Below are 17,311 nucleotides of genomic sequence, written 5' to 3'. Positions count from 1 at the left end.
AGGGTCACGACGAGCAACTGATCTCCAAGTGCTTGCCCCATTCCGGAGGGCGCTCGGCGTAGCTGCCCATGCCCGGTTGTTCTTCGAACGGCTTGCTCAGTACGGTGTGCAGGCGGCGGACTTCTTCGTAGTCGCCGGACTCGGCGGCGTCGATGGCTTTCTGGGCCAGGTAGTTGCGCAGCACGTACAGCGGGTTGACGGCATGCATGCGGGCGCGGCGCTGGTCTTGATCAATGGGGCCTTCGCGATTGACCCGGGCGATGTAGCGTTCGCCCCAGGCGTCGAAACCCTTGAGGTCGACAAAGTCATCGCGCAGGGTGGCGACGGCTTGCTCGGGAGATTGCTCGCCCAGTCGACGGAAGAACAGACTGTAGTCGACGCCGCTGTTTTGCATCAATTGCAGCAGGCGTTCCACCAACTTCTGGTCATCTTCTTCGGCCTGGGTCAGGCCGAGTCGGCGGCGCATCAGGTCCAGGTAGTGGGCCTGGTACAACGGCAAGTACAAACCGAGCGTTTCGCGCAGGGCGTCGACGCTGATGAACGGCGTCAGCGCCTGGGCCAGGGCGCTGAGGTTCCACTGGCCGATGGGCACCTGGTTGCTGAACGAGTAGCGGCCCTGGTCATCGGAGTGGTTACAGATGAAGTTCGCATCGAAGTCGTCGAGGAAGGCGAACGGCCCGAAGTCGAACGTGATGCCCAGGATCGACATGTTATCGGTGTTCATCACCCCGTGACAAAAGCCGTAGGCCTGCCACTTGGCAATCAGCTCGGCATTGCGCTCGACGATCTCGCGGTACATCGCCAGGTACGGTTCCGGCTGCTCGCGGCATTCGGGAAAATGCAGGTTCAGCACATGCTCGGCCAGCGTCGCGTGTAGCTCGGGCTTCTTGGTGTAGTAGAAATATTCGAGATGACCGAAGCGCACATGGCTCGGCGCCAGGCGCAGCACCATGGCGGCGCGCTCCTGCTTTTCGCGCCACACCGGAGTGTCCGAACCGATCACGCACAAGGCACGAGTCGTGGGGATGCCCAAGGCATGCAGCGCTTCGGAGGCGAGGAATTCGCGGATCGAGGAGCGCAGCACCGCTCGCCCATCGCCCATTCGCGAAAACGGTGTCTGCCCGGCGCCCTTGAGGTGCAGGTCCCAGTGCTCACCGGCCTCGTTGTACACCTCTCCCAGCAGCAGCCCTCGGCCATCGCCCAGTTGCGGGTTGTAATGGCCAAACTGGTGCCCGGAATACACCATCGCCCGAGGCTCGGTTTCGGCCCACAGCTTGTGGCCGCCAAAAATCTCGGCGAATAACGGTGCCTCGGCTTCGGCCGGATCCAGGTCCAGCAGCGCCATGGCGGCCGGGCTGGCAACCACCAAGCGCGGATTGTCGATAGGCTCGGGCAGCACGTGGGCCGAGAAACCGTCGCCCAGGCGGGCAAAACGGTTATCGAAGGTCAGCGTTTCCAGCGTTTTCATGGCTGTCTCCGGCGGGTTGCCCGCAGGCACCGCGCGATCAGTCGAGAGTCTGTTGCGGTGGCTCCGGAACGGGCTTGATGCTGGCTACCGCCGAGGGCACAGGGCCGAGGGTCTTGTTGTCGGGTTCGGCGGGCACCAATTTGTATTCCTGGCCTTGCAGATTTTTCAGATAGATCTCCATCTGACGGAACGAGATGTTGATATGTTCCTTTTTGAATTCGCGGTTGATGAAACGGTTGATTTCATCGAGTACCGGGTTGCGGTCACCCAGGTCGCGAACGTGCATGCGCAGTTCATGATCGAGGGTGCTTTCGCCGAAATTCAGGAAGTACACGATAGGCTCCGGTTCCTTCAGGACACGCGGATTGTCGCGGGCAGCCTTGAGCAGCAGCTCGCGCACCCGATCGAGGTCCGAGCCGTAGTCCACGCCCAACTTCAACGTCACGCGGGTCACGGTGTCGGTCAGCGACCAGTTGATCAATTGCCCGGTAATGAAGGTCTTGTTGGGGACGATGATGTCCTTGCGATCGAAGTCGGTGATGGTGGTCGCGCGAATGCGGATCTTGCTGACCGTGCCCGACAGGTTGCCGATGGTGATGGTGTCGCCGATCCGCACCGGGCGTTCGAAGAGGATCATGATCCCCGAGATGAAGTTGGCGAAAATCTCCTGCATGCCGAAGCCCAGGCCCACCGAGAGCGCGGCCACCAGCCATTGCAGTTTGTCCCAACTCACGCCCAGGGTGGACAGCGTGGTGACGAAGCCGACGCCGGCGATGACATAGGACAGCAGCGTGGTGGTGGCATAGGCGCTGCCCTGGGCCAGGTTCAGCTTCGACAGCACGAACACTTCCAGCAGGCCCGGCAGGTTGCGCGCCAGGGCGAAGGTGATGCCGATGATGATCAGCGCGCCGAGCATGTCGCCGATGCTGATGGGCACCATGCTCATGTTGACGCCAGTGCCGCTGGTGTATTCGTAGAGGGTGATGTTGTCCAGGTAGGAGAACACGCTGATCAGGTCCGACCAGACCCAGTACAGCGCGGCCATGAAGCCGCCCAGCAGGGCGAGGCGGATCAGGCGCAGGGACTGTTCGTTGACCTTCTCGATGTCCAGGGTCGGTTCTTCCACCACCGCTTCGCCGTCGCCGGCTTCCTTGGCCGCCTGGCGCTTGGCCAGGGCACGCTGGTAGGCCAGGCGCCGCGCAGCGACCGACAGGCCGCGCACGAAGGTGGCTTCGATGACCAGCCAGAACATCAGCAAATAGAGCGTGTTGATCAAGCGGTCGCTGAGCTTCAGCGCGGTGTAGTAGTACCCGAAGCATACGGCGACAAACAGTGCGATCGGCAGCGCGGTGAACAGCACGCCGACGGCCTTGCGAAACAGCGAGGTGTTCTTGTGCGTAGGGCTGCTGAGCAGCAACCGGCTGAGCAACCAGGCCATCGAGGCGTAGCAGGTCAGTACCACCGGCATGCCCAGCACGTCATCGGCCAGGGCCGACGGTTGCAACTCCGCCACGGCCACCACTGCGACCAAGGCCAGCACCACCAGCCCAAGTCGACGGATCCAGCCCTGGAGGAATTCCACCTGGGGTTTTTCCCAGCGGAAGTGCAGCTCGGCCACGCCGCCTGGGGAGAGGATTCGATAGGCGGTGTAGAACACCAGCCAGGCTTGCCCGATCTGCAACAGTGCCGCGCCGAGATTGGTGTTCTGGCCGCGGGCGTCAATCTGTAGGGCGTAGCCGCACAGCGCCAGCGCCAGGGCCACCGGCATCGCCAAGAGGATATTGATCAGGATCGCCTGGGGCGTGTGCCACTGGCTGTCGCGCTTGAAGTGCCCGACATCCTGGTGAACCTTGTTCAAGCGCGCGTAAAGATTCTTGCGGCGCCACAGCAGTGCACCGATCAGCAGCGCCAGCGGCAGGAACAGCAACGGTCGCTGGGTCAGGCCGTCGGCCAGTTCGCTGAGGCTGGAAGCCCAGGGCAGCGAGTCGACCTGTTTCTCCAGGCGGGCCGGCACGCCACGCATCCATTCGAAATCCAGCGGCTTGTTGCTGGGAATCCAGAACATCTGTTCTTCGAGGGTGGACCGCAGGTTCTGGGCCGTGCTGAGCAATTGCTTCTGGTTGAGCTGCAAGGTAATGGATTCGTTGAGCACCGCGCTCAATTCGCGGTTCAGTCGCTCCAGCAGGTCAACGCGAGTAAGGGCCAGTTCCAGCAGGGTCTTGCGCAGTTGCGGCGTGACCTGCTCCGACGGCTGGGACGCCAGCAGGCTATCGACGTAGGCGCTCGGATTGTTCAGCAGCTCGCGTTGCTGGCTGACTTCAAATTGGTAGAGGCGGATGTCGGCGATCTGGTCGGCCAGGTTCTGATCCAGCTTCAAGCGCGGCAGGGTCTGGCGCTGCTTGTAGAGAATCTTGGAGAGCAGCAGGCTGCCCTTGAGCACGCTGATCTGTTCATCCAGGGCCGCATCGGTCTGGGTCACGCTGTCCAGAAGCTGCTTGGTCTGCAGGTTCTGCTGGGTGACCTCGTTGAGGCGGTCGGTGCTCTTGAGCAGGTAATCGGAGAGCTTGAGGTTGGCCGAGCTTTCCGTCGCCAGCAGGCTGCTGCCGCCGGCCTTCTGCGCTTCGATGGACTGCTGGGTCACGGTTTCCTGGGATTGAGCCAGGCGCTTTTGATTGATCAGGTTCTGCAGGTCCTGGATTTCCCGCTCCATGCGATCGATTTTTTCCGACAGCAAGTCGTGCTGGCTGTTGCCCAGGTCTTGCAACTGGCTGTTGCCGGCGAGTTCCTGGCGGCGCAGCGGAATCAGCGCATTCAGGGCCGCCAGTTCGGCGTTCAGCTGGTCGCGCTGCTCGCCGCTCAAGGCTTTGCCGGCATCTCGGCCGGCCTTGAGGATGGTATTGATTTGCTGGATGCGGGTCTGGCTGGCGGAAATTTCAGCCTGGGCCCGCTCCGGACGGGTCTGCGCGGTGATGACCAGGCTGTTGGCATCGGCCAGGGCTTTTTGCAAGTCGCTCTGCTGGGTGGAGCGTTCCGTCAGCATCTGCTCGAGTTGGGGGATCGGCAGGTTGGCGTAGCGTTGCGCCACCGGAACAACGGTGGTGCCCTTGAGTCGCGCCAGCTCACGCTGGTTCTCGATGTTCTGCCGAGGTGCGTTCGCCAATTGCTGCTTGAGCGCCTGCAGCTTCTGCTCGTAGTCGGCCTTGCTGGAGAGTTGCGTCAGGGTGTTCTGCAACACGGCCTGCAAGGCTTTCTGGTCGGCCTCCGGCAGCTTGCGGTCGCCGATCTTTTCCAGGCTGGCCTGCACCGAGGTGCTGGTGGGCGGTTCGGCGGCTTGCACCGTGCAGATGGAAAGACTCAGGCCGAGCAGGGCGATGGCAAAAAAGGAGCGCAGGGTAGGCATAGAGACCGGTCAAGCAAGTGAGAGTGGGAGCAGTTTAGAGGAACAAGCCGGGACCCGGGCGACTTCCTTCGGGGAATCTGACGCCCACTTTACCGATCTTGTTCCCATCCATGGCCGCGACGGTCCACAGCGTGTTGTTCCAGTCCACCTGGTCGCCGACTACTGGCGCTCCGCCAACTTTCTGGGCAATGAAGCGGCCCAGGGTCATGTCTGGATCGATGCCATCGAGTTGCAGCCCGTACAGCGCCGCAACCGCGGCCAGCTGGGCGTCTCCTTCGAGTACGAAGTCTCCAAAAAAGCGCAGGTCCAAGCCCCGTTGCGGCGCTTGGCTGAAGAGTTTTCCGAGGGCCGGCAAATCGTGTTCATGGCCGATTACGCACAGCAAATCATCGACTTCCAGCACCGTACTACCCGACGGATGGAGCAGCTGCTGGCCACGAAACAGGGCCGCGATACGTGTTCCGTCGGGCATTTTCAGGTCGCGCAGCGGTGAGCCGATGCACCATTTTTCGGCGCCGAGGCGATAGATGAACAGCTCCCACTCGCTGGTGACATGAACTTCCAGCGCCGCCCGCGAAATCGGCAACGGCTCTGGCGGAACGGTCACATGCAGCAGCTTGGCGACCCAAGGCAGGCTCGTGCCTTGCACCAACAGCGACACCAGGACGATAAAGAAGGCCAGGTTGAAATACAGCTGCGCGTGGGGCAAGCCGGCCATCAGCGGGAATACCGCCAGGATGATCGGTACAGCGCCGCGCAGGCCGACCCAGGAAATGAAGGCTTTCTCGCGGCCGTGGAACGCCTTGAACGGCAACAGCCCCACCATGACCGACAGCGGCCGCGCGAACAGAATCATCCACAAGGCCAGGCCGAGGGCGGGCAGGGCGATAGGCAGCAAGTCATGGGGTGTGACCAGCAGGCCCAGCACCAGGAACATGCCGATCTGCGCGAGCCAGGCCATGCCATCGAGCATGTGCAGGATGCCGTGGCGGCTGCGCACCGGACGGTTGCCGATCACCAAGCCGCACAAGTACACAGCGAGGAAGCCGCTGCCGTGCAGGGCGTTGGTCAGGGCGAACACGGCCAGGCCGCCGCTGATGACCAGGATCGGGTAGAGGCCGTTGGCGAGGTTGATGCGATTGACCAGTTGCAACATCAGCCAGCCACCGCCCAGGCCGATCACCGCGCCGATGCCGAACTCGCGCACCAGATGCCCGAGCAGGCTCCAATGCAGGCCGGTTTCACCGCTGGCGAGCATGCCGATCAAGGTGACAGTGAGGAACACCGCCATCGGGTCGTTGCTGCCGGACTCGATTTCCAGGGTGGCGCTGACCCGTTCGTTCAGGCCCTTGCCGCCCAACAGCGAGAACACCGCCGCGGCGTCGGTGGAACCGACGATTGCGCCAATCAGCAGACCCTGGATCAGATTCAGGTCGAACAGCCACGCCGCCGCCATGCCGGTCAGGCCCGTGGTGATCAGCACGCCCACCGTGGCCAGCGACAGCGCCGGCCACAAGGCCACCCGGAAGCTTGAAACCCGCGTGCGCAAGCCACCGTCGAGGAGGATGACGGCCAATGCGAGGTTGCCGACCAGATAAGCCGTGGCGTAGTTGTCGAACAGGATACCGGCGCCGTCGACACCGGCCACCATGCCCACGGCCAGGATGATCACCAGAATGGGGATGCCCAGGCGGGACGACAGGGAACTGACCAGAATGCTCGCACTCACCAGCAACGCGCCGATCAAGAACAGGCTGTTGATGGTCGTCGCGGTCAAAGGCAGTACTCCGGAAATCTTGAGGGACAGGCACAAACTGACCATGCAGTCTGCGTGCCAGCGATTCTAACCTGTTGAAATGTGATGCTGTCAAAAAAGGTTGGGGATCGGGATTCTGGGCGCAGCCCTTGTGGCGAGGGAGCTTGCTCCCGCTCGGCTGCGAAGCAGTCGTCGCTTTTAAGGTTTTGGGGCCGCTTCGCAACCCAGCGGGAGCAAGCTCCCTCGCCACAACAGCATTGGTCGCTCACGGGCTGTGAGCGATCAATAGGTTTGCGGTTAAAGGCTGAACCGCCCAACCATGCTGTTCAAGTCCACCGCCAAACGCGACAGCTCTGCACTCGCGGCACTGGTCTGGTTGGCGCCGGTGGCCGATTGCACCGACAGGTCGCGGATGTTCACCAGGTTGCGGTCCACTTCACGGGCCACTTGGGCCTGTTCTTCGGCGGCGCTGGCGATCACCAGGTTGCGTTCGTTGATTTCGACGATGGCCGTGTTGATCGTGTCCAGGGACATGCCTGCCCCGCGGGCGATGTTCAGCGTCGACTCGGCGCGCTCGGTGCTGTTGCGCATCGAGTCCACGGCGTGTTCGGTGCCGCTCTGGATGCTGCCGATCATGCGTTCGATCTCGCTGGTCGACTGCTGGGTGCGATGGGCGAGGGCGCGGACTTCGTCGGCGACCACCGCAAAACCACGACCTGCTTCACCCGCACGGGCCGCTTCGATGGCGGCGTTAAGGGCCAGCAAATTGGTTTGGTCGGCCAGGCCGCGGATGACATCGAGCACCTTGCCGATATCGCGGGACTCGTTAGCCAGGTTACCAATCAACGTAGCGGTGCTCTGTACATCGGCGCTCATGCGTTCGATGGCGCCGACCGTTTCTTGTACCAAGTCCCGGCCATCGCCCGCCGACGTGGTGGCATGTTTCGAGGCTTCGGAGGTGCTGACCGCGTTGCGCGCGACTTCTTCCACGGCGCTGGTCATCTCGTTGACTGCGGTGGCAGCCTGCTCGATTTCGTTGTTCTGCTGGGTCAGGCCTCGGGCGCTTTCGTCGGTGACGCTGTTGAGCTCTTCGGCGGCGGAGGCCAGTTGCGTGGCCGAGCCGGAGATCCGCTGCAGGGTGTCGCGCAATTTGTCCTGCATGGTCGCCATGGCGCGCAGCAGACGGCCGGCTTCGTCGCTGCCGTCAACGGTGATCGGCCGGGTCAGGTTGCCCTTGGCGATTTCCTCGGCGGCATCCAGGGCGTTGGCGATCGGCTTGGTGATGCTGTTGGTCAGCAGCCAGGCGAACAGCAGGGTCAGGCCGGTGGCGATGGCCAGCAGCGTGACGACCCAGGTGAACGCTGTTGAGTACTGGTGTGCCGCGTCCTGGTTGAGCGTCTCGGCTTGCCGGTTGTTGATCTCGGTAAGACGGGTGATCGCCGCGTTGACGGCGTCGGAGTTGCTCAGCAACTCGGTGTTGAGCAGCGCTTGCAGCTGGTCGAGCTGATTATTGCGCGAAAGGGTTTTCATCCGCTCTTCAAGCTGGCGGTACTGGTTCAGCAGCTGTACGTACTGGTCGTAGGCGGCTCGTTCGTCAGGGGCGCTGATGAGTTTTTCATATTCGGTCTGCGCTTCGCGGATCTGCTGGTTGCGCTGCTCGAACAGCTCGTAGGTTTTTTGCTGGACGTCCGATTCGCGGTTGGTCAGCAGGCGATAGGACAACACACGCAGGCGCAGGGCGAGCTGGGTGAACTCGTCCAGGGCCTTGATGCTGGGTACGCTGTTCTGGGCGATGGTTTCGCCCGACTCGCGGATCTTGCTCATCTGGCTCAAGGCAAAGACGCCCAGGGCCAGCATCAGGGCGCCGATCATGGCAAACCCCAGGAACGCCCGCGGCGCGATGTTCATATTACGTAGGGACATGGAAGTTACCGTGAAGAAGCGCGTCCGTGCGGGGCTGTGACTGGTTTCACTGACTTATCGGTCTGGCCTGTCAAGTCTTGAGGGCACTGCGTGCTTTTGTCGCACTCCGTGGCCGGTGGTGCGACGAAGGGTCGGAACCAGATGCTGTGTTCACAGTCTTTACAGCTCGCGAGCGGAGCACTGCCGCCCTCTGAGTCGTGGCGCCGACGGTGACTTTTCTTTATCGTACGCGCCCCTTGAAAAAGCCTGGAAATCAATATGTTGGAAGCATCCCTCAGTCAGCTGGAGCAATTGGTCAACGACCTGGTGCAACAGAACCGCGACCTCACCAGCCTGAACGAAACACTGAGCGCTGAACTGGCCAAGGCCAAGGATGAAAACGAAAGCCTGCAGCTGAACCTCATGGAGCAGGAAGAATTGCATGGCGCTACCACCGCGCGTATCAAGGCCCTGGTCGAGCGCGCCAGCAACGCAACGGCCAGCGCATGAAACACGGGGTCGACGGGGTAACAGTCGTCTCGATTCTCGGGGAGGATTATTCGATCAAGGCACCGGCCGGGCAGGAGCAGGCCTTGCTGGACGCCGCTTCGATGCTCAAGTCCGCCCTGGCTGATACCAAGCGCAAATATCCGACGCTGATCGGTGACCGCCTGCTGGTGCTGGCGGCCATGAACCTGTGCTCGCAGCAGATCGAAATGCAAAAGCAGCACCGGGCGGAACTCGACCGATGCCAGGAACAGGTCAACGCCACGGTCGAGGTAATTGCCAAGACTATTCAGCAGGCCTGAAGCCCATCGCGAGCTTTCTCGCGATTGGATTTCAGCCGCGTTGAATGTCTTGGCTCAGAACCACTCGTCCCGCATCGCCAGGCAGGTATCGTCTCGCGTCTCTAGAATTGCCAGTTCGTGGTGGCAGCCGGGCACTTCCCAAGTCAGGAAGTAACGCGCGGCCTGCAGCTTGCCGTGATAGAAGTCGCTGTCCGCTGCATTGCCCCTGGCAAGTCCTTCCTCGGCACGGATCGCCTGTTCCAGCCAGCGCCAGCCGATCACCATGTGCCCGAAGACCTTCAAGTACAGCGCTGAGTTGGCCAGGCTGCTGTTGACCTTGCCTTGGGCCAGGTCTGTCAGCAGGCCGAGGGTGACCGTTTGCAGGCGCGTAACCAGGGCCTCCAGCGGCTGACGCAAGGACGTCAGCGATTCATATGGCTGGGCACGTTCGGTGGTGTCGGCCACCAGGCGAATCAGTTGTTTGAGCCCGGCACCGCCGTTTTGCGCCAGTTTGCGCCCCAGCAAGTCCAGCGACTGGATACCGTGGGTGCCCTCATGAATCGGGTTCAAGCGGTTGTCGCGGTAATACTGCTCCACCGGATATTCGCGGGTGTAGCCGTGGCCGCCGAGGATCTGGATCGCCAGCTCGTTGGCCTTCAGGCAGAACTCCGATGGCCAGGATTTGACGATCGGCGTCAGCAGGTCCAACAGCTCATGGGCCCTGCGGCGCTCGGCCTCGCTTTCAAGGGTGGTGGTGTCGTCGAACAGCCGCGCCGCGTACAGGCCCAGGTCAAATGAGCCTTCCACGTAGGCTTTTTGAGTCAGCAACATGCGGCGCACGTCGGCGTGCTGGATGATCGCCACGGGCGCGGCGGTCGGGTCCTTGCTGTCGGGTACCCGGCCCTGCGGACGTTCGCGGGCGTATTCGAGGGAGTACAGGTAGCCGGCATAGCCCAGCATCACTGCGCCCATACCCACGCCGATTCGCGCCTCGTTCATCATCTGGAACATATAGCTCAGACCGTGGTGCGGTTTTCCTACGAGATAACCGACACATTCGCCGTTGTCGCCGAAGTTGAGCGCGGTAGACGTGGTGCCGCGCCAACCCATCTTGTGGAATAGTCCGGCCAACAGCACGTCGTTACGCGGGCCGAGGCTGCCGTCGTCGTTGACCAAAAACTTGGGCACGATAAACAGCGAAATGCCTTTCACACCTGGCGGTGCATCCGGCAGTTTCGCCAGCACCATGTGCACGATGTTTTCCGACAACGGATGATCGCCGCCGGAAATAAAGATCTTGTTGCCCTTGAGTCGATAGGTACCGTCGCAAGCCGGCTCCGCGCGCGTACGAATATCCGCCAGTGATGAGCCCGCGTGGGGCTCGGTCAGGGCCATGGTGCCGAAGAATCGGCCGTCGATCATCGGTTGCAGGAAACGGCGTTTTTGCTCTTCGCTGCCGAAGCTCTCGATCAGGTTCGCCGCGCCCATGGTCAGGAACGGATAAGAGGTCGAAGCGGCATTGGCCGATTGAAAATGCGCGAAGCAGGCCTGGGACAGCAATGTCGGCAGTTGCATTCCGCCGGCGTCGAAGCTGCGCGCGGCGTTGAGGAAACCGGCCTCCAAAAAGGCATCCACCGCCAGTTTCACCTCGGGAATCAGGATCGCCTCGCCATTCTCGTAGCGCGGTTCGTTTTCATCATTCTTACGGTTGTGAGGCGCGAAAAATTTCTCGGCGATGCTGCGGGCCGTGCCGATGGCGGCGTCGAAAGTTTCGCGGTTGTGCTCGGCAAACCGTTCGCGCTGGGTCAGGGCTTCGGCATCAAGGACTTCATACAGCTCGAAAGCCAGATTGCGGGAACTGAGCAACGTCTCGGACATGGCGGCCTACCTTTTTTGGAAGTGGGCCGAGTCTAGGTGGGCTGATAAAGGCTGAACAGGATGATTGATGGGGTTGATAAAGCAGTACAAGCCGCAAGCTGAAAGTAAGCGAATTTGCCTACTTGCAGCTTGCAGCTCGAAACTTACAGCTGCCCTTAACCTATCGTCATCAGGCTGGCGTTACCGCCCGCCGCCGCGGTGTTGACGCTCAGGGCGCGTTCGATGACCAGGCGTTCCAAGGCGATATTGGTTTCGCCCTGGGACAAGCCATGTACCCCGACAATGGCGCCGGCGCGCTTGGCCACTTGCTGGCACACCCCACGCAGTTGGTCCGAGTCGCCGTGATGCAGGACCGCGTCGAACAGCACATCGTCCTTGGTCCAGTCGGCTACCCGCTGGATGCGTGCCTGAATGTCCTTCGGCAAGCGTGCGAACACCGCCTTGCTGGTGTCGGTTTCCGGCCACACGGCCGAGCCGCCCACGGCCAGTACGGCCGCCAGTTGCGTCAGCAGATCGCCTTCGACGTCGGCCAGGCACAGCACGTGCTCACGCGGCAGGATGGCGTAGCTGTTGCGTTCGCCGGTCGGGCCGGTCAGCTGGCGGGTAATACCGCTCTGCGACTGGGCCGCGAACTGCACGCACAAGGCGCTCAGTTCGGCGAGTTTCTGACTGTCGGCCCAGGCTTGCAGCGCCGCCAGCGGTTTACCCATGGCGTCGCGCAAACGCAGGTCCGGCGCCGCCAGGGCATCGCCACGCACGAACGATTGCTGAATCGCATCGGTAGGACGTGTCGACAGCAGGCGGTACAGGTACAGCGGACCACCGGCTTTCGGACCGGTGCCCGACAGGCCTTCGCCGCCGAACGGCTGCACGCCGACCACGGCACCGACAATGTTACGGTTCACGTAGACGTTACCGGCATGGACGTTGTCGATGACCTTGGCGATGGTCTCGTCGATACGCGTGTGCACGCCAAGGGTCAGGCCATAGCCGGAGGCGTTGATCTGGTTGATCAACTGGTCCAGCTCCTTGCGCTTGTAGCGCACCACGTGCAGCACCGGGCCGAAGATTTCGCGCTGCAGCTCATCGAAGCTTTCCAGCTCGATCAAGGTCGGCATCACAAAGGTGCCGCGCTTGCACTCGTCACTGTCGGCGATTGCCATCTGGTACACAGTGCGACCTTTGTCACGCATGGCCTGGATGTGTTTCTCGATGCCGGCCTTGGCCTCGGCGTCGATCACCGGGCCGATGTCTACCGACAGGCGTTCAGGGTTGCCGAGGCGAGATTCGGCCATGGCGCCCTTGAGCATTTCGATGACGCGGTCGGCGGAATCTTCCTGCAAGCACAGGACCCGCAGGGCCGAGCAACGCTGGCCGGCGCTGTCGAAGGCCGAGGACACCACGTCGATGACCACTTGTTCGGTCAGCGCCGAGGAGTCGACGATCATTGCGTTCTGGCCACCGGTTTCGGCGATCAGCGGAATCGGTCGGCCCTGGTTGTCCAGGCGTCCGGCGACGTTGCGTTGCAACAGGCGCGCGACCTCGGTGGAACCGGTGAACATCACGCCTTTGACGCGATCGTCACCCACCAGGCGGGCACCGACGGTTTCGCCGCGACCGGGCAGCAGTTGCAGGACGCCTTCCGGAATGCCGGCTTCGAGCAACAGGCGCACTGCCTGGGCAGCCACCAATGGCGTTTGCTCGGCGGGCTTGGCCAGTACCGGGTTGCCAGCGGCGAGTGCGGCCGCGACCTGGCCACTGAAAATCGCCAACGGGAAGTTCCACGGGCTGATGCACACAACCGGGCCGAGTGGGCGGTGGGCGTCGTTGGTGAAATCGTTGCGAGCCTGCACCGCGTAGTAGCGTAGGAAATCCACGGCTTCGCGCACTTCGGCGATGGCATTGGCGAAGGTCTTGCCGGCTTCGCGGGCCAGCAGGCCCATCAGCGGCTGGATCTCGCCTTCCATCAGGTCGGCGGCGCGTTCAAGGATCGCGGCGCGCTCGGCCGGGGGCGTGGCCTGCCAGATCGGTGCGGCGTTGAGTGCGCACTGGATGGCGTTGTCGACATCGGCGACGGTGGCTTCCTGCACATGACCGACCACGTCGCGGTGATCGGCGGGGTTCAAGACCGGCGCGGGGGCTTCTTCGCTGGCGGCGCAACCGAGCATCGGCGCGGCTTTCCAGTCGTTATGGGCGGTGGCCAGCAGGGCGCAGGACAGCGAAGCCAGGCGATGCTCGTTGGCCAAGTCGATGCCGCTGGAGTTGGCGCGCTCGCTGCCATACAGGTCGCGCGGCAACGGAATGCGCGGGTGCGGCAGGCCGAAACCACCTTCCAGCGTCGCCATCTGCTCGATGCTTGCTACCGGGTCGGCCACCAATTCCTGGATGGAAATGGACTGGTCGGCGATGCGGTTGACGAACGAGGTGTTCGCGCCATTCTCCAGCAGGCGACGCACCAGGTAAGCCAGCAATGTTTCGTGGGTGCCGACCGGGGCGTACACGCGGCACGGACGGTTCAGCTTGCCTTCGGAGACTTTGCCTACAACCTGTTCGTACAGCGGTTCGCCCATGCCGTGCAGGCACTGGAATTCGTACTGCCCCGGGTAATAGTTCTGACCGGCAATGTGGTAAATGGCCGACAGGGTATGGGCGTTGTGCGTGGCGAATTGCGGGTAGATGACTTCCGGCACCGACAGCAACTTGCGCGCACAAGCGATGTAGGAAACGTCGGTGTACACCTTGCGGGTATAGACCGGGTAGCCTTCCAGGCCTTCGACTTGGGCGCGCTTGATCTCGCTGTCCCAGTACGCGCCTTTCACCAGGCGGATCATCAGGCGGTGACGGCTGCGACGGGCCAGGTCGATGACGTAGTCGATCACGTACGGGCAACGCTTCTGGTACGCCTGGATCACAAAACCGATGCCGTTCCAGCCGGTCAGCTGCGGTTCGAAGCACAGGCGCTCGAGCAGGTCCAGGGACAGTTCGAGACGGTCGGCCTCTTCGGCGTCGATGTTCAGGCCGATGTCATATTGCTTGGCCAGCAAGGTCAGCGACAGCAGGCGCGGGTACAGCTCTTCCATGACGCGTTCGTACTGGGCGCGGCTGTAACGCGGGTGCAGGGCCGAGAGCTTGATGGAAATACCTGGGCCTTCGTAAATCCCACGGCCATGGGACGCTTTGCCGATGGAGTGGATGGCTTGTTCGTACGAGGCCAGGTACTTCTGGGCGTCATGTTCGGTGAGTGCGGCTTCACCCAGCATGTCGTAGGAATAGCGGAAGCCCTTGGATTCGAACTTGCTGGCGTTGGCCAGGGCTTCAGCGATGGTTTCGCCGGTGACGAACTGCTCGCCCATCAGGCGCATCGCCATGTCGACGCCCTTGCGGATCATCGGCTCGCCGCTCTTGCCGATGATGCGGCTCAGGGACGAAGTCAGGCCGGCTTCATTATGGGTGGCGACCAGTTTGCCAGTCAGCAGCAGGCCCCAAGTGGCAGCGTTGACGAACAGCGATGGGCTGTTGCCCAGGTGCGGGTGCCAGTTGCCGGTGCTGATCTTGTCGCGGATCAGGGCATCGCGGGTGCCTTTGTCCGGGATCCGCAGCAGCGCCTCGGCCAGGCACATCAGCGCCACGCCTTCCTGGGACGACAGGGAAAATTCCTGCAACAGGCCCTGAACAATACCGGCACGGCCGCCGGCACTCTTCTGGTTACGCAGTTTTTCAGCAATCGACGCGGCGAGCTTGTTGGTGGCCTCGGCCATTTCAGCCGGCAGGCGTGCCTGCTCGATCAGCATTGGCACCACTTCCGGTTCCGGGCGGCGGTAAGCGGCGGTAATGGATGCGCGCAAGACCGATTGCGGAAGGATGCTCTCGGCGAATTCCAGGAAGCACTGGTGAGCGTGATCGGCCTGGACCTCGCCAGCGTCGTCGCTGTCGGCGCGGATCGAACCGTTCAGTTCGGTCAGGGTTGCACCACCCTCGAGTTTCTCCAGATAATTGAAGATTGCCTGCTTGATCAGCCAGTGCGGCGTGCGATCAATCGAGGACGCGGCCGCCTTGAGGCGTTCGCGGGTCGGGTCGTCGAGTTTGACCCCAAGGGTGGTGGTAGCCATATTTTTATCCTCATGTTTGCCACGTACCGCGTGGCATCAGCTGGCGGCAAGATTAGCTGCGAGCTGAATGAGGTGCAACCGGGTGCAACCCTTTTTTGTCGGAATATTCCGCAGCTCGTCAGGAAATGAATTCCTGTGTTCGCTTAACTGCACCCCCTTAGTGCTTTGGCTTCTAGCGAATCGCTGTTACTGCACTAAAAGGGAGCAAAAAAGGTCGGTTCGGCGAAAAAACCGACTGGGTGCAACTGATTCGAACGAAACTGGTTGCACCTTATTTGATTTGTTGAATAGCATTCGCGGCCAAGGTGCAACCGGCTCCAAGCCGAGGGGCATCGGCTGATGGCTTTCCTGGGGAAACATCAGTCATAAATTTGCGGGTCTGCAAACCGTCGGTACAACGTCTGCGTTGTCGGCGCTTTCAACTGCCACCGCACCATAAAAACAAAGCCAGGGCGTAACTCATGAGTGTTAGCAACCCCACCCTGATCACCTTCGTGATCTACATCGCAGCCATGGTCCTGATCGGCCTGATGGCTTACCGCTCCACCAATAACCTTTCCGACTACATCCTGGGCGGTCGTAGCTTGGGCAGTGTCGTGACGGCCCTCTCTGCCGGTGCCTCCGACATGAGCGGCTGGTTGTTGATGGGTTTGCCCGGTGCTATCTACATGTCCGGCCTGTCGGAAAGCTGGATCGCCATCGGCCTGATCATCGGTGCCTACCTGAACTGGCTGTTCGTGGCCGGTCGCCTGCGGGTCCAGACCGAGCACAACGGCGATGCGCTGACGCTGCCAGACTATTTCTCCAGCCGTTTTGAAGACACCAGCGGTTTGCTGCGAATCATCTCGGCGGTCGTCATCCTGGTGTTCTTCACCATCTACTGCGCGTCCGGCATCGTCGCCGGTGCCCGCCTGTTCGAAAGCACCTTCGGCATGTCCTACGAGACAGCGCTGTGGGCCGGTGCCGCCGCGACCATCGCCTACACCTTTATCGGCGGTTTCCTGGCCGTGAGCTGGACCGATACCGTACAGGCCACCTTGATGATCTTCGCGTTGATCCTTACGCCGATCATCGTGCTGCTGGCCACCGGCGGTGTCGACACCACGTTCCTGGCCATCGAAGCGAAAGATCCCACTTCGTTCGACATGCTGAAAAACACCACCTTCATCGGGATCATCTCGCTGATGGGCTGGGGCCTGGGCTACTTCGGCCAACCGCACATCCTGGCGCGCTTCATGGCGGCGGATTCGGTCAAGTCGATCGCCAAGGCACGTCGCATCTCCATGGCCTGGATGATCCTGTGCCTGGGCGGCACCGTTGCCGTCGGTTTCTTCGGTATCGCTTACTTCTCGGCCCATCCTGAAGTCGCGGGCCCGGTTACCGAAAACCCTGAGCGCGTGTTCATCGAACTGGCCAAGATCCTGTTCAATCCTTGGGTTGCCGGAGTACTGCTGTCGGCCATCCTGGCCGCTGTGATGAGCACCCTGAGCTGCCAATTGCTGGTGTGCTCGAGCGCCCTGACCGAAGACTTCTACAAGACCTTCCTGCGCAAGAGCGCTTCCCAGCTGGAATTGGTCTGGGTCGGTCGTGCCATGGTGTTGTTGGTGGCATTGGTCGCCATCGCCCTGGCTGCTAACCCGGAAAATCGTGTACTGGGTCTGGTGAGCTACGCCTGGGCCGGTTTCGGTGCCGCATTCGGTCCGGTTGTTCTGATCTCGGTAATCTGGAAGAACATGACCCGCAATGGCGCCCTGGCCGGTATCCTGGTTGGTGCGATCACCGTCGTGGTCTGGAAACACTTCGAACTGCTGGGCCTGTACGAAATCATCCCGGGCTTCATCTTCGCTAGCCTGGCTATCTATTTTGTCAGCAAGATGGGCTCGCCTACCGCCGGTATGCTGCAGCGCTTCGACGCGGCCGAGAAAGATTTCCGCTTGAACCAGTAAGCTTTCGGCGAGGCCTGCACGGCTCGTCCTAGCATCAAAAAACGGCCCGCCTCCCTTGGAGACG

8 protein-coding genes and 2 pseudogenes are annotated in these 17,311 nt (G+C 61.8%); 3 read left to right on the top strand and 7 right to left on the bottom strand.

The features are described from left to right. Positions 1-4: 4 nt before the first annotated feature. The 5 genes and pseudogenes from selO to HU742_RS27165 form a co-directional block, all read right to left on the bottom strand. On the bottom strand, positions 5-1,468 hold the full coding sequence (selO, locus tag HU742_RS26380) for a protein adenylyltransferase SelO (protein WP_186644412.1): 1,464 nt from the start codon (positions 1,466-1,468) through the stop codon (positions 5-7). A 37-nt stretch (positions 1,469-1,505) separates the two neighbouring features. Next, the gene (gene mscK, locus HU742_RS26375; RefSeq protein WP_186639745.1) at positions 1,506-4,868 is read right to left on the bottom strand and encodes a mechanosensitive channel MscK; all 3,363 of its coding nucleotides are present in this window, start codon (positions 4,866-4,868) and stop codon (positions 1,506-1,508) included. Positions 4,869-4,902: 34 nt separating this feature from the next. Beyond that, a complete protein-coding gene (locus HU742_RS26370; RefSeq protein ID WP_186644413.1) occupies positions 4,903-6,645 on the bottom strand; it encodes a potassium/proton antiporter in 1,743 nt (580 codons plus the stop codon). Between the two features lie 381 nt (positions 6,646-7,026). Then, positions 7,027-7,965, bottom strand: a pseudogene (locus tag HU742_RS27170) (methyl-accepting chemotaxis protein); the annotation flags it as partial. Between the two features lie 87 nt (positions 7,966-8,052). Then, positions 8,053-8,481 (bottom strand): annotated as a pseudogene (locus HU742_RS27165) (MCP four helix bundle domain-containing protein); the annotation flags it as partial. Positions 8,482-8,805: 324 nt separating this feature from the next. Between HU742_RS27165 and HU742_RS26360 the strand changes: the two are divergent. Continuing rightward, a complete protein-coding gene (locus HU742_RS26360; protein WP_186639750.1) occupies positions 8,806-9,036 on the top strand; it encodes a hypothetical protein in 231 nt (76 codons plus the stop codon). After that, positions 9,033-9,335: a cell division protein ZapA gene (locus tag HU742_RS26355; RefSeq protein WP_186639752.1), complete on the top strand. Its 303-nt coding sequence runs from the start codon at positions 9,033-9,035 to the stop codon at positions 9,333-9,335. The genes HU742_RS26360 and HU742_RS26355 overlap by 4 nt, the downstream gene beginning before the upstream one ends. Before the next feature lie 54 nt (positions 9,336-9,389). Here HU742_RS26355 and HU742_RS26350 read toward each other — a convergent pair whose 3' ends face one another. Beyond that, positions 9,390-11,192 (bottom strand): acyl-CoA dehydrogenase, encoded by a 1,803-nt coding sequence (locus HU742_RS26350; protein ID WP_186644415.1) that lies wholly within the window; start codon positions 11,190-11,192, stop codon positions 9,390-9,392. Positions 11,193-11,347: 155 nt separating this feature from the next. Continuing rightward, a complete protein-coding gene (putA, locus tag HU742_RS26345) occupies positions 11,348-15,301 on the bottom strand; it encodes a trifunctional transcriptional regulator/proline dehydrogenase/L-glutamate gamma-semialdehyde dehydrogenase (RefSeq protein ID WP_186644417.1) in 3,954 nt (1,317 codons plus the stop codon). A 461-nt stretch (positions 15,302-15,762) separates the two neighbouring features. Between putA and putP the strand changes: the two genes are divergently transcribed. Beyond that, positions 15,763-17,247: a sodium/proline symporter PutP gene (gene putP, locus HU742_RS26340; protein ID WP_186639758.1), complete on the top strand. Its 1,485-nt coding sequence runs from the start codon at positions 15,763-15,765 to the stop codon at positions 17,245-17,247. Positions 17,248-17,311: the final 64 nt, after the last annotated feature.

It is taken from the genome of Pseudomonas marvdashtae (genome assembly GCF_014268655.2).
Classification (GTDB): domain Bacteria; phylum Pseudomonadota; class Gammaproteobacteria; order Pseudomonadales; family Pseudomonadaceae; genus Aquipseudomonas; species Aquipseudomonas marvdashtae.
The sequence above is the reverse complement of the archived record's forward strand: the minus strand, read 5'-3'. Positions and strand labels throughout refer to the sequence as shown.

What these genes read in the sequence shown, in the direction of transcription:
- selO (WP_186644412.1), bottom strand. Translation starts at nt 1,468, where the DNA reads ATGAAAACGCTGGAAACGCTGACCTTCGATAACCGTTTTGCCCGCCTG.
- mscK (WP_186639745.1), bottom strand. Translation starts at nt 4,868, where the DNA reads ATGCCTACCCTGCGCTCCTTTTTTGCCATCGCCCTGCTCGGCCTGAGT.
- HU742_RS26360 (WP_186639750.1), top strand. Translation starts at nt 8,806, where the DNA reads ATGTTGGAAGCATCCCTCAGTCAGCTGGAGCAATTGGTCAACGACCTG.
- HU742_RS26355 (WP_186639752.1), top strand. Translation starts at nt 9,033, where the DNA reads ATGAAACACGGGGTCGACGGGGTAACAGTCGTCTCGATTCTCGGGGAG.
- HU742_RS26350 (WP_186644415.1), bottom strand. Translation starts at nt 11,192, where the DNA reads ATGTCCGAGACGTTGCTCAGTTCCCGCAATCTGGCTTTCGAGCTGTAT.
- putA (WP_186644417.1), bottom strand. Translation starts at nt 15,301, where the DNA reads ATGGCTACCACCACCCTTGGGGTCAAACTCGACGACCCGACCCGCGAA.
- putP (WP_186639758.1), top strand. Translation starts at nt 15,763, where the DNA reads ATGAGTGTTAGCAACCCCACCCTGATCACCTTCGTGATCTACATCGCA.